Here is a 13,058-nt window from a genome sequence, read left to right on the forward strand (position 1 = left end):
TCAGTTTTCCTTCAGCGCGGCCAGCTGCTCCGGGCTGAGCTTGGACCGCAGGTCGTAGAAGATGTCGGCGGCGGTGATCCGGCGCGTGATGACACCGTTGTCGGCGAAGGTGTTCACGACATCGGCCAGGTCGGCGGCATCGGAGTCCGCGGGCAGGCGCGGCACGGTGACCTCGCCACCGACCCGGACGGCGTCGGCGAGGCGATCACCGGTGAGCGCGCGCGGCCCGGTCTTCTCGAAGACGTTCTCGAAATCGGCGGGCGCGGCCTTCTGCTCGGCCGTAAGTCCTTGCAGCACTTCCAGATACTTCGCGGCGACGTCGGGGCGCTGTTCGAGGACCTCGGTGCGGAACACGACCACGGTGTTGTCGTTGGAGCCGATCGACTTCTCGGTGGCGATCTCGCGCGCCCCCGCCGCCTTGGCCTCCTGGTACGGGACGAGGAACGAGGCCCAGGCGTCGACCTTGCCGGTGGCGAACGCCGAGGCGGCGTCCTTCTGCTGCAGCGGCACCCTGGTCACCTTGTCGGCCGGAATCCCGGCCTGCGCCAGGGCTTTCAGGGTGATGTACTCGCCCTTGCCCGCGGGATTCACCGCGATGCGCTTGCCCACCAGCCCCGCCACCGAGGTCACCCCGGACTCGGGACCGACCACGATCCCACTCTGGTCCTGGCCTGCCGGATCGGCCACGGCGACGATCTTCACGCCGACGTCCTTGGACAGCGCGCCGACGACGGGGCTGAAGGCGGCGCCCGAGACGTCGAGTTCCTTGGTGTTGAACAGCTTCAGGTTGGAGCTGAAACCGGGTGTGGTGCTGACCCATTGGATCTTCGCGCCGAGCGGAGCCAGCGCCGTGTCGAAGGTGCCGTCGCGCTTGCCGACCGCGAGCGGTCCGGTATTGCCCGGGTCGGTCACCTTGAGCACGAACGAGGCCTGGGCACCCTGTTCGGGCGTGGAGCCGGAGCCACACGCCGCGACGAGGGCGACGACGGGGGCGATCGCGAGGGCGATCCGCGAGAAGGCCGGCAGCCTGCGGGACATCGGGGCTCCTGTTCGGGGAAGGGCGGGTGATGCCTTCGCAGCGTAGGAGCGGCGATGGCACCGAACGAGGTATGTCTTTCCAGGGATCGGAAAGCTTGACAGGGAGTAACCAGGAGATCTATGGCGAATCCTGGGGCGTGGCGCCGGATTCCATTCCATATATCGGAAAACTCGTGACGATTTCCGTCGAATGCCTGTGTTACCGTCGGCTACGTGGAGACCTCCAGCGTGCAGAGCGTGACCCGGGCCCTGTCGGTACTCGATTGCTTTCGCGGCGGCGAGGAACGGGGCGTCTCGGAGGTCGCGCGGGCCCAGGGTCTGGCGGTCAGCACCACCCACCGCCTCCTGAGCGCTCTCGTCCAAGCCGGATTCCTGGAGAAGGACGCCGAGTCGAGTCGCTACCGGATGGGCGGCGCCCTGGCCGAATACGGGCAGATCGCCTACCGCCAGCACAAGATCTACCTCGCCGAGCCCTACCTCGAACAGCTCGCGGCGACGACCGGAGCCACCGGCTCGGTGGCCACCCGCCACGGCATCCACGCCGTGCTGCTCGGCACCAGCCGGTGGCGCGAGAGCGACGGCCACGAACTGCAGGGCGTGCGACTGCCGCTGCACGCGAGCGCGCTCGGCAAGGCGCTGCTGGCCTGGTCCGACGTCACCGACGACGAATTGCGTTCCCTCCCTTACGAAGAGGGCACGGAGCGGTCGGTGTCGAGCGCTGCGGAGTTGCGCGCGGAACTGGTCGCGACGCGGGCGCGTGGCTACGCGTTCAACGATCGCGAACTCGATCCCGGGTACCGCACCGTCGGCATGCCGATCCTCGACGCGCAGGGCCGCTGCCGTTTCGCGCTCGGTCTGCGCGGTCCGGTCACGCTCATGATCGACGAGCGGGTGCCGTTCTTCGTCGAACTCGCCAAGGTGACCGCCGCCGATATCGCGGCCACCTTCGCCGCCGCCGCGGACTGACCTCGTGAAGGAAGCGACGGTGGCGACCGATACCGCACGCCCCGCGGTCGGGCTGCGCTCCGAGCGCGGCGCGATCCTGGCCTCGCTGATGATGTCGACGAGTCTGGTCGCGCTCGATTCGACGATCATCGCGACCGGCGTGCTGACCATCACCACCGATCTCGGCGGGTTCGCGCTGTTCCCGTGGTTGTTCTCGATCTATCTGCTCACCCAGGCCGTCACGGTGCCGATCTACGGCAAGATCGCCGACACCGTCGGCCGTAAACCGGTGATCCTGTTCGGGATCGCGGTGTTCGCGCTCGGCTCGCTGCTGTGCGGGCTGGCGACGAACATGGTGGCGCTGATCGTGTTCCGGGCGATCCAGGGCATCGGCGCGGGCGCGGTGCAGCCGACGACGATGGTCATCGCCAGTGACCTCTACACCCTGCCCGAGCGCGCGAAGGTGCAGGGCTATCTGGCCGGTGTGTGGGCCGGGTCCGCGGTGCTCGGCCCGCTGCTCGGTGGTGCCTTTGCCGATTTCGCGAGCTGGCGCTGGATCTTCCTGGTCAACCTGCCGTTGGCGGCGATCGCCGGAATCATGCTGCTGCGCAACTTCACCGAGACCGCGCCGCGCGGTCCGCGCCAGTCGGTCGACTATCTCGGCGCGGCACTGCTCACCCTCGGTGCGGGCGCCTTGATCCTCGCACTGCTCGAGGGCGGCCGGTCGTGGGCATGGGACTCCCCTCTGAGCCTGGGGTTGTTCGCGGGCAGCGTGGTCGTGTTGATCGTGTTCGGGTTCGCCGAGCGCCGGACCGCGAATCCGATTCTGCCGCTGTGGATCTTCACCCGGCGCGTGGTCGTCGCGGCGAGCGCGGTGTCGATGCTCATCGGCGCGATCGTGCTCGGCCTCACCTCCTACGTGCCGACCTTCGCCCAGGGTGTCCTCGGCACCAGCGCGACGATCGCCGGGCTGACCGTCGGCGCACTGACGATCGGCTGGCCGATCACCGCCTCCCAGGCAGGGACGCTGTACCTGCGGTTCGGCTTCCGCACGACCGCGCTGATCGGCAGCGCGATCGCCGTTGTCGGCTGTGCCGCCCTGCTGCCGATCGGCGCGCAGGCGAGCCCGTGGCAGATCGCGGGGACCTGCTTCCTCATCGGCGCGGGCATGGGCCTGGTCGCCAATCCCACGCTGATCGCGGCGCAGACCAGTGCGGCGTGGTCGGAGCGCGGCGTGGCGACCTCGGCGACCATGTTCGCCCGATCGATCGGCAGCGCGGTCGGTGTCGCGGCGTTCGGCGCGATCGTCAATGCCCAGGTCGGCGGCGTCGATCGGCCGGATCCCGGCGAGCTCGCCCACGCGATCCACCTGGTGTTCGTCACCCTGCTCGTCATGGCGGTCGCGTTGTTCGCCGCAGCGGTGATGATGCCGGGCGCACGGACGCCGACAGGACCCGAGCACACGATGGACTGACACGGATACCCTTGCCACGCAAGCACATTCGGCAGTTCCCGATGGTCGCGAGGTCGAGGTTCCGGTATCGTCGAGGTGTGTCGGGGACCGGGGATTCCGCTGATCAGGCTGCTCGTAGCGCACGACGAGCGAGTTCGTTCGGTGCGCAGGCCGCCGTCTATGCCGAGCATCGGCCGGACTATGCGGCGGCAGCCATCCGGTGGGCGCTGGAGCCACTCGGCGCGAAAGAATCTTCCGCCGTGCTGGATCTGGGTGCCGGTACCGGCAAGCTCACCGACGGGCTCTTGGCGGTCGGCGCCGATGTGGTCGCCGTCGAACCCGACGAGGCGATGCGTGCCGAGCTCGTCCGCCGGTATCCGTCGGTGACCGCGCTGCCCGGTACGGCAGAAGCGATTCCGCTGCCGGACAGGTCGGTCGACGCCGTGGTCGCGGGGCAGGCGTTCCACTGGTTCGACCAGGCACGCGCGTTCCCCGAGATCGCCCGGGTGCTGCGGCCGGGTGGCGTGTTCGCCGCGTTCTGGAACACCGAGGACAATCGCGTGGCGTGGGTGGCCGGGCTCCAGCGCACAATGCGATCGGATGCGTCCTTCCCACCGCCCACGGCGGACGAGGAGCTCCCCGAGCATCCGCTGTTCGCGGCGTTCGAGCGGGCGGAGTTCCCGCATGCGCATCGGCGGACGGCTGATTCCCTGGTACTCACCCTCGGCACGCATTCGCACACCGTGGTCATTTCCCCGGAGCAGCGCGCCGCCCTGCTCGGCAGGATCCGGGACTACCTGCGCGCGACACCGGAGACCGCCGAGGGCGAGTTCGACTATCCGCTGCGCACCGAGGTGATCCGCGCGGTACTGCGCGGATCACCCCAGCACTGAGCGGTCAGCTGGCGCGTTCCTCCAGTCCGCGCACCACGTCGACCACCTCGCCCGGGGCGAACTCGACGACCCGACGCACCCGCGAATTCGCCACCGGCGCCAGGTCGACGACGATCGGGGCGCCCGCGCCTGCATGAACGATCGCGGTGATCCGGTCTTGCAGGAAACCGCCGTCGGGGACGGCGACCCGGATGACGTCGCCCACCGTGAGCGCCTCGGCGCGGACCGGGCCGCCGAAGGCGGCGGTGGGGTCGAAGGTGCCGCAGCGGGTGTGCCCGGTGGTCGCGCCGAGGCCGCGTTCGGCGATGGTCCACCACACCGGCGATTCCGGTTCGCCCGCACCGACCCGCGCGTGCCAGGCCAGCACCCGGTCGCGTTCGGCCTCGGCGGCCGCGCGGGTCTCGTGCAGCGAGACCTGACGGCGGACCGGGGCATTGCGTGACCGCGTGGTGCCCGCCGCGCCGTCGATCACCAGGATCCAGCGGGCGCCGACCGCGTCGTCACGGCGGGCCGAGACCCGTTTGGCCAACGCCAGTCCCGGTGTCGCGCCCAGCTGATCGGCGGCCTCCTCGATGCTCTCGACCAGCCCGAGCGCACGCAGCAACTCGGCGACCGACAGCTCCGAGGTGCCCAGTTCCTGGGCCAGCGCCGTCATCGGTGTGCGCCTGCGCCAGCCGATCCGGGCGCAGTGCTCGTGCCGGGTGAACCACAATCCGCTGCGGTTGCGGCGGTGATGGTCGACCACCACCGCCCACCAATCCCACTCCGGTTCGGCGACCAGCCGCCCGCGAATCCAGCGTTCGCGCTCGCCCGTCGATACCCGTTCCTCCGGTGGCACGAAATTGCGGAGGGCGGCGCGCACCGCGGATTCGGTGCGCCCCACCGTCCGTGCCGTGCGCGCCAGATCGGCCCCGGCCCGCAAGTCGTCGGCCAGTATCCGGTATTCCGATTCGCGCCAGGTGGTTCCATGCCTGCTCGGTGGCAGCAGATCGCCACGGTCGATGTCACTCATCCCGTGCCCCCGTTCTCGCACCGCCCGGCCACACTCGCGCCGGGCTCGTTTGTGTGACCCTTCGACGATACCGGTGGGGTATGACAGAAAACGCTTGTCTGCCAGCGGCTTTCCAGCAAACGGGGGTGTGGCGGCTAGCCGGTGTGCACGAGCTCGCGGCGGCCGAAGGCGTAGTAGCCCCCGCACACCAGCGCCGCCCACACCGCGCCGACGACCAGCGCCGTGCGGCCACCGTCGGTCCACAGCAGCAGCACGACGACCAGGCCCAGGAATCCCAGTGCGGCCCAGTTCGTCACGGGCGCGCCGGGCAGCCGGTAGTCGCTGGCGGGCAACTCGCCGGCTCGTACCTTGGCGCGGTACTTCAGGTGGCACACCAGGATCACGCCCCAGACGACGATGATGCCGACGGTGCTGACCGAGGTGATGTAGGCGAAGGCCTTGTCCGGCGAGATCACGTTCACCACGACGCCGATCACCATCGCGCCTGCCGAGGCGCAGATGCCGGTGAACGGCACCGACTGCTTGCTCAGCGCCGCGAACCGCGCGGGCGCCTCGTCGCGCAGCGCCAGACTGCGCAGCATCCGCCCGGTGGAGTAGATGCCCGAGTTGCACGACGACAGCGCCGCGGTGAGCAGCACGAAGTTGATGATGCCCGCGGCGGCGGGGATGCCGATCTGCTCGAACACCTCGACGAACGGGCTGCGGCCCGCGTGGAAGCTGCGCCAGCTCGCCACCGACATGATGACGACCAGCGCGCCGACATAGAACAGGCCGATGCGGAACGGCAGGGTGTTGATCGCCTTGCGCAGGGTGGCCTTCGGGTCGCGGGCCTCCCCCGCCGTCACGCCGACCAGCTCGACACCGACATAGGCGAACACGACGATCTGCAGCACCAGCAGGGTCTGGCCGAAGCCGTGCGGGAACACGCCGCCGTCGGCCCACAGGTTGGTCACCGTCGGATCGGCGGCGTGGCCGAAGCCGAAGACGAGCACGCCGATGCCGATCATGATCATCGCCAGGATGGCGGTCACCTTGATGGCCGAGAACCAGAACTCGCCCTCGCCGAAGATCCGCACCGAGATCAGGTTCGCGGCGAACAGCACCGCCAGCACCACCAGCGCGGTCACCCACTGCGGGATGTCGAACCAGTACTGCACGTACTTGCCGGCGACCGTGATCTCGGCCATGCAGGTGGAGACCCACACCGCCCAGTACGACCAGCCGGTCGCGAAACCGGCGAAGCGGCCGAGGAATTCGTGCGCGTACTCGGCGAAGCTGCCGGAGACGGGACGGTAGGTCAGCAGCTCACCGAGCGCGCGCATGATGACGAAGATGGCCAGGCCGGCGGCCAGATAGGCCAGGATCAGCGACGGTCCCGCCTGCTCGATCGCGGCGCCTGCGCCGTAGAACAGGCCGGTGCCGATCGCGCCGCCGATGGCGATCATCTGGATGGTGCGCGGGCTCAGGCCGCGCGAGTACCCCTCCGATTCGGCTGTCGGGGCGGGCGCCGGTACGGCTTCGGTGGATAGGCCGGTGCCGTCAGCTGACATGGATTGTGTCCTTCCGTCGCGTCGATCAGTGCTGCACGCTACCGTCCGGTAATCGTGGCCGGGGTCACCACCTCCGGCAGGCGGAAATACCGGCAGCTCGGCGCGGGTTGGCCCTCACGGGGGTTGTTCACTGTCGAGGAGGCTCATGAGCGCGGTCACGCTGTCGGTTCTGGATCTGGCGCCGGTGCAAGCCGACGCGACCGCGGGCGACGCGCTGCACGCGACGACGCGGCTGGCCAAGCACGCCGAGGAGCTGGGCTTTCGCCGGTTCTGGGTGGCCGAGCACCACAACATGCCCGGCATCGCGAGCGCGGCCCCCGCGGTGGTGCTGGCGCATCTGGCGGCCTCGACCTCGCGGATCCGGGTCGGGTCGGGCGGGGTGATGCTGCCGAATCATCCGCCGCTGGTGGTCGCCGAGCAGTTCGGCACCCTCGAGTCGCTGCATCCGGGGCGGATCGATCTGGGCATCGGGCGCGCGCCCGGCACCGATCCGGTAACCGCGCGGGCGCTGCGGCGCAACGCCGAGGGCCTGGCCGGTGATTCGTTCCCCCGTGAGCTGACCTCGCTGATCGGGTTCTTCCGCGGCGCCGATCCCGACGGCATCGTCGCCAGTCCGGGCCGCGACGCCGAACCGCAGGTGTGGCTGCTCGGTTCGAGCGGCTACAGCGCGCAGGTGGCCGCAGTGCTCGGGCTGCCTTTCGCCTTCGCCCACCACATCGCCCCGGACAACACCGCGGCCGCGCTCGCGCTTTACCGCGACCATTTCCGGCCGTCGGAGACACTCAGCGCGCCGTACACGATCGTGGCCGCCTCGGCGATCTGCGCCGACACCGACGCCGAGGCCGACCGGCTCGCCGCACCGCGCGACCTCGCCTTCGCGCAGCTGCGCGCGGGCCGTCCGCAGGCGCTGGCGACGCCGGAACAGGCCGCCGCCTTCCCCGGCAGCGACGCCGAACGACGCTTCGCCGCGCAGCGCAAGGCCGGTCAGCTGCAGGGCTCCCCGGACACAGTGCGCGCGCAGGCCGCCGACCTGCTCGCCGCCGCCGCGCCCGACGAGCTCATGCTCAACACGCTGGTCTACGACATCGACGCCCGGATCCGTTCGCTCGAGCTGACCCGCGACGCGATCGGCGGCTGACCCTGCTCAGCGCAGCCGGAATCCCCTGGCGGCCAAGGACTCCCGCAACCGGTCACGGCCGTTCAGCGAGGCCCTCGACGCCAGTCTGGCCAGAACCCGCTCGGTCCAGGAGAACGGCAGCCCCTGCTCGGAGTAGATCTCGCCGATCCGCTCCTCGTAGGCCGCGACGGACTCACGCTGACCGGGCAGATCGTAGGTTTCCTGGTGCAGCACGGCCGCCTGCGGCAGTCGCGGCTTCACCCGCGTGCCCTCCGCCGGGTCGGGATGCCCGACGACGAGACCGAAGACGGCGAAGACGTGCTCGGGCAGGTGGAGTTCGGCGGCCACCCGTTCCGGGTCGTTGCGCAGCGCGCCGATGTAGACGGTGCCGAGCCCGAGGGACTCGGCGGCGACCACCGCGTTCTGGGCCGCCAGGGCCGCGTCGACGAAACCGACATAGCTGGACTCGAGATAGTCGGCGCCGTCGAGCGGGGCGCCGTGATCGTCGGCGAGTTGGCGCAGCCGGGCGAAATCGGCCGTCCACACCAGCAGCACCGGCGCCTGCACGATGTGCTCCTGCCCGCCCGCCACCTCGGCCAGCCGGGCCTTGCGCGCCGGATCGCGGACCTCGATCACGCTCCACACCTGCAGATTCGACGAGGACGCCGCGGACTGCGCGGCCGATACCAGCAGCCGGATCGTCTCCGGCGAGACCGGGTCGGGCAGGTAGCGGCGCACCGACTTGTGGTCGTGCAGCACCTGCAACACCGGATTCCACTGCGCGGGGACCTCGGTCGACGGGTCGCCGTAGCGCTGCTGCACGGGGTGGACGGGGCTGGGTGCGGTCTGCGTCATACCGCCATCGTCGGACACCGCCCGGTTCGCGTCTGCGGTAACCCTCAGCGTGAACCGAACACCGGCCGATCGATACAGTAAAGCTGGGTAACCCGCCGACTGGCGGGACGAGGGAGTGCGCAATGGGCAAGGTGTTCGACCGGATCGACGACAAGTTGCGGACCTTCATCGCCGAACAGCCGATGTTCTTCGTCGGCACCGCGCCGTCGGAAGGCGGCCACGTCAACGTCTCCCCGAAGGGGTATCGCGACACCTTCGCCGTGATCGACGACCACACGATCGCCTACCTCGACCTGTTCGGCAGCGGCTCGGAGACGATCGCGCACCTGCGCGACAACGGCCGGATCACCGTGATGTTCTGCTCGTTCACCCGGACCGCCCGCATCCTGCGCCTGTTCGGCACCGGCCGCGTCGTGCGTCCCGACTCGGCCGAATTCGCCACGCTGCGAGAGCATTTCGGCACCGGGCACACCGGCATCCGCGCGGTCGTCGCGGTCTCGGTGGACCGCGTCGCCGACTCGTGCGGCTGGTCTGTCCCCTACCTCGACCTCGTCGAGGAACGCTCGATCCTCGACGAGGCGCACACCCGCCGCACCGACGCCGACTTCGCCCGCCGCATCGCGGGCGACAACTCCGTCAGCATCGACGGCCTGCCCGCCCTGGAACCCGATCATCCGCTGCCGTCCCAGGTTTCGCACGAGCACACGCCCGACGCCGTGGACAGCTAAAGTGCGGCGGTGAACACCGGATCCGCCAGCTCGCTGCTCGACCGTCTCCTCGCCACCCAACCCGCACCCGAATGGTGGCTGGTGCTCGTCACCGCCGCGGTGGCACTTGTCCTGGTCGGCTACCGGCCCCTGTGGCGGCTCACCCGGGCGGCGGTGACCGTGGTCCACGAGGGCGGGCACGCGCTGGTCGCCCTGCTCACCGGGCGCAGGCTGCACGCGATCACCCTGCACACCGACACCTCCGGACTCACCGTGTCCAGCGGCAAGCCGACCGGTCTCGGCATGATCCTCACCGCGGCCGCGGGCTATCCGGCCCCGGCGGCGCTGGGACTCGGGTACGCGGCGCTGCTCGGGACCGGCCGGGTGACGCTGATGCTGTGGGCGACGCTGCTGATGCTGGCCGCGGTGCTGGTCAAGGTCCGCAATATCTACGGCCTGCTCACCGTCGCCGTACTCGGCGCCCTGGTGTTCGGCGTGTCCTGGTTCGGCACCGATCTCCTGCAGGCGGGTTTCGCCTACCTGGCGGCGTGGTTCCTGCTGGCCGCCGCGGTCCGGCCGGTGATCGAACTGCAGCGCAGCCGCCGCAGGCAGCCGGGGCGCACCGATTCCGATGCCGATCAGCTGGCCCGGCTGACCCATCTGCCCGCGCTGCTGTGGGTGCTGTTCTTCACCGCACTGTGCCTGGCGGCGCTGGTCGTCGGCGGCGGGCTGCTGCTGGCGCCGGTCGAGCAGCTGCATCCGCTGCTTCAGCGGTGAGTGGCCCGCCAGGCGTCGACTATCTCGGTCACCAGCACCGTCGGCGGTGCGAGCGCGTTGAGGGTCACGCCCACCTCGTCGGGTTCCAGCGGTTCCAGCGTCTCGAGCTGTGAGTCGAGCAGGATCGTCGGCATGAAGTGGCCGAGCCTGCCGGTCATCCGGCGCAGCAGCTCTGCCCTGGTGGCGGCCAGATGCACGAAGTACGCGTTCGGCGCGCCCCGGCGCAGCCGGTCACGGTAGGAGCGCCGCAACGCCGAGCACGCGGCGACGCCGCCGGACTCCTGGTGCCCGCCGAGCCAATCGGCGACCGTGTCGAGCCATGGCCACCGGTCCTCGTCGGTGAGCGGGATGCCTGCCGCCATCTTCTCGATGTTCTCGATCGGATGGAAGTCGTCGCCTTCGGCATAGGGCACGTCGAGCCGCGCGGCCGTCAGCGCGCCGACCGTCGTCTTGCCGCACCCGGAGACGCCCATCACCACGATGACGGGTTGCACCACATCGACCTCCTCGTCCGAACCACGGGTCTACAGGCTCACATACCGCGCGGGCAGTGAGTCCGGGAAACGCCGTATCGGACCTGGATCCGGTGCCGGTCAGGGAATCGGGCGGTCGGTGGGCAGGTTGACGAAGCTCGGGTCGGCGGGGTCGAGGCGCAGATGCTGGGGCTCGAGTCCCGTCGCGTTCAGCATCGGCCGGAACGGCAGCGCCTTGGGCGCGTTGCCCGCGTAGACATCGATACGCAGCCGGTGTCCGGGCGCCAGCACCGCCTGGGTCGGGATGATGGCGACATCGATACCGGTGGGCGCGCCGGGCACCACGGGCAGCAACTGGTCGAGGGTGAGCGGATTGAACGGGGCGGTGAGGTCGCCGTTGACCGAGCGCGCGCTGCGTCGTTCGTCGATGGCCCGCATGGACGTCGTCAGCTGGCCGGTGGTCAGCACGGTCGAGGTACCGTCGGGCGCGACATCGTTGACGGTGACGTTCCAGAAACCGTCGGTGGAATCGTGGACGGTGTTGAGCCGCACATTGATCGGGCCCGAGATCACCGTCTGCTCGGTCAGCGGTGCGCTGGTGAAGGTGAGCGCGTTGCGCTCGGCGATCCGGGAATCCTTCGCGCAGGTGTCCAGCGCCGCCGCCATCCCGGCCGACCCCTGCGCCGCGTCGCGCGAGCACAGGTTGCTCAGACCCGGTGCGACGGTGAGGTTTTCGGCCTCGGTAGGACCCGCGGCGCTGAGCGAGCCGTCGTGCAGGCTGTCCTCGGTGCTGCCGCTGGGCGCGGCGGACAGGTAGACGCGACGATGGGTGACGCCGGGCATCGGGAACTCCGGCAGCGTGATCCAGCTGCCGCCCTGCTGCTTGACGGTGACGGGACCGAACTCGTCCACGCCGCTGTCGATGTCCTTGAGCCACTTGTCGAACCACGCGCGCTGCAGCACGTCCAGCCGCGGCGGCGCACCCGGAACACCGGTTCCCGCACCGGGATTGGCGTGATAGGTATCGCCGACGACGAGCTGTTTGTGACCGGCGGGCAGGGGGATCTGCTCGTAGAGTTTGGTCGCGCTGTTGGCGAAGATGTCGTGCCAGCCGCCGTAGACGAAGGTCGGCACGGTCACCTTCTCCGGATGCCCCATGATCGCCTCGCGGAAGGCCGAGGTGTCGTCGAGCGCGCCGTCGAGCGCGGGCGGCATGTTCGACAGCGACGGGGTGAGCAGCGCCTGGGCGAGCAGGTCGAAGTTGGTCGTCGGATCGGCGAGCCGGTCGCGGAACCAGGTCCAGTCGAAGGAGCCGTCGGCCATCGAGGCGACATCGGGCACGAACTTGAGCTGGTTCACCGAGTTCAGCCACATCGGCAGGAAGGTGGTGCCGACGCCGCCGCCGGGCGCGACCACATCGCGCATCAGGTCGCTACCCGGCTCCACCGGGAAGATCGCCTGCAGTGCGGCGGGCGCGTCCTCCGCGGCGCGCAACTGGTTGATGCCGGAGTAGGAGCCGCCGCTCATGCCGATGCGCCCGTTCGACCACGGCTGCCGCGCCGCCCAGTCGATGACCTCGCGGGTGTCGAGCTGCTCGCGGGCGCCGAGGGTGTTCCATTTGCCTTGGGACAGACCGGTTCCGCGCACATCGGCGACGACGACGGTGTAGCCGCTGCCGATGAGTTTGCGGTCGACGCCGAGCATGGTCTGGATCATGCCGCCGTCGAGCGCCTGCATCAGATCACCGAAACCGCTGATCGGGGTGGCCGACAGGTTCAGCCTGCGCACGATGTCGACGGCGGTGGTCTGCAGGCCGGGGATCGCGGCGGCCGATTCGATCAGGCCGGTCATCAGTTTCGAGTACGGCGTGAGACTGACGATCGTCGGCAGCGGCTTCTGCTCGATCACCCCCGCCGCGTCCGCGGGCCGGTACACGTCGGCCTTCAGGACGACGCCGTCGCTCATGGCGATCTCGACGCCGCGCTCCACCCGGACCTCCGGGTAGGCGCCCGGCCCGTCGTGTAGTGCCGTCCAGCGTGCGGCGGGCGTGTCGGCGGGTTGTCCCGCCGCCGGACCGCCGCCACATCCGAGCACGACTATCAGCGCGAGGATCGTCACCAGCATCCGGACGAGCCCGCGTTCGGAACCTCTTACCGCCATAGTGTCGCTCCCCGACCGGTTCGTTTCCCGTTGACCTAGCCACCGCACGATCGGCGCGGAAACTGTAACAGCGGTAAC

Annotated in this window: 12 protein-coding genes; 6 read left to right on the top strand and 6 right to left on the bottom strand. The window is 69.9% G+C overall.

The window, feature by feature from the left end:
* Positions 1 to 1,038 (bottom strand): NrtA/SsuA/CpmA family ABC transporter substrate-binding protein, encoded by a 1,038-nt coding sequence (locus IEY60_RS27195; RefSeq protein WP_189033348.1) that lies wholly within the window; start codon positions 1,036 to 1,038, stop codon positions 1 to 3.
* A gap of 213 nt (positions 1,039 to 1,251) precedes the next feature.
* On the opposite strand from IEY60_RS27195, the gene IEY60_RS27200 reads away from it, so the two are divergent.
* From IEY60_RS27200 to IEY60_RS27210, 3 genes are all read left to right on the top strand, one after another.
* Positions 1,252 to 2,004, top strand: coding sequence for an IclR family transcriptional regulator (locus IEY60_RS27200; protein WP_189033349.1), 753 nt, complete (start codon positions 1,252 to 1,254; stop codon positions 2,002 to 2,004).
* Positions 2,005 to 2,023: 19 nt separating this feature from the next.
* The gene (locus IEY60_RS27205; RefSeq protein ID WP_189033350.1) at positions 2,024 to 3,457 is read left to right on the top strand and encodes an MDR family MFS transporter; all 1,434 of its coding nucleotides are present in this window, start codon (positions 2,024 to 2,026) and stop codon (positions 3,455 to 3,457) included.
* A 77-nt stretch (positions 3,458 to 3,534) separates the two neighbouring features.
* Entirely contained in the window at positions 3,535 to 4,329 is a 795-nt protein-coding gene (locus IEY60_RS27210; RefSeq protein ID WP_229740173.1) for a class I SAM-dependent methyltransferase, read from the top strand.
* Between the two features lie 4 nt (positions 4,330 to 4,333).
* Here the strand turns inward: IEY60_RS27210 and IEY60_RS27215 are convergent, their stop codons facing one another.
* Positions 4,334 to 5,341, bottom strand: coding sequence for a hypothetical protein (locus IEY60_RS27215; protein ID WP_189033352.1), 1,008 nt, complete (start codon positions 5,339 to 5,341; stop codon positions 4,334 to 4,336).
* A gap of 134 nt (positions 5,342 to 5,475) precedes the next feature.
* Positions 5,476 to 6,891 carry an amino acid permease gene (locus tag IEY60_RS27220; protein ID WP_189033353.1) on the bottom strand — a complete coding sequence of 472 codons (1,416 nt, stop codon included), beginning with the start codon at positions 6,889 to 6,891 and terminating at the stop codon, positions 5,476 to 5,478.
* Between the two features lie 145 nt (positions 6,892 to 7,036).
* Here IEY60_RS27220 and IEY60_RS27225 point away from each other — a divergent pair, with 145 nt between their 5' ends.
* Positions 7,037 to 8,029: an LLM class flavin-dependent oxidoreductase gene (locus IEY60_RS27225; protein ID WP_189033354.1), complete on the top strand. Its 993-nt coding sequence runs from the start codon at positions 7,037 to 7,039 to the stop codon at positions 8,027 to 8,029.
* A 6-nt stretch (positions 8,030 to 8,035) separates the two neighbouring features.
* Here the strand turns inward: IEY60_RS27225 and IEY60_RS27230 are convergent, their stop codons facing one another.
* A complete protein-coding gene (locus IEY60_RS27230; RefSeq protein ID WP_189033355.1) occupies positions 8,036 to 8,863 on the bottom strand; it encodes an NADPH-dependent oxidoreductase in 828 nt (275 codons plus the stop codon).
* A 122-nt stretch (positions 8,864 to 8,985) separates the two neighbouring features.
* On the opposite strand from IEY60_RS27230, the gene IEY60_RS27235 reads away from it, so the two are divergent.
* The gene (locus IEY60_RS27235; RefSeq protein ID WP_189033356.1) at positions 8,986 to 9,591 is read left to right on the top strand and encodes a pyridoxamine 5'-phosphate oxidase family protein; all 606 of its coding nucleotides are present in this window, start codon (positions 8,986 to 8,988) and stop codon (positions 9,589 to 9,591) included.
* 9 nt (positions 9,592 to 9,600) lie between these two features.
* Positions 9,601 to 10,347 (top strand): M50 family metallopeptidase, encoded by a 747-nt coding sequence (locus tag IEY60_RS27240; RefSeq protein WP_189033357.1) that lies wholly within the window; start codon positions 9,601 to 9,603, stop codon positions 10,345 to 10,347.
* Here IEY60_RS27240 and IEY60_RS27245 read toward each other — a convergent pair.
* Together IEY60_RS27245 and IEY60_RS27250 are read right to left on the bottom strand one after the other, a co-directional pair.
* A complete protein-coding gene (locus tag IEY60_RS27245; RefSeq protein WP_189033527.1) occupies positions 10,338 to 10,820 on the bottom strand; it encodes a gluconokinase in 483 nt (160 codons plus the stop codon). The two genes, IEY60_RS27240 and IEY60_RS27245, sit on opposite strands and share 10 nt — an antisense overlap.
* Before the next feature lie 120 nt (positions 10,821 to 10,940).
* Positions 10,941 to 12,980 (bottom strand): CocE/NonD family hydrolase, encoded by a 2,040-nt coding sequence (locus IEY60_RS27250; RefSeq protein ID WP_229740174.1) that lies wholly within the window; start codon positions 12,978 to 12,980, stop codon positions 10,941 to 10,943.
* Positions 12,981 to 13,058 lie beyond the last annotated feature (78 nt).

The organism is Nocardia rhizosphaerihabitans, assembly GCF_014646295.1.
GTDB lineage: Bacteria > Actinomycetota > Actinomycetes > Mycobacteriales > Mycobacteriaceae > Nocardia > Nocardia rhizosphaerihabitans.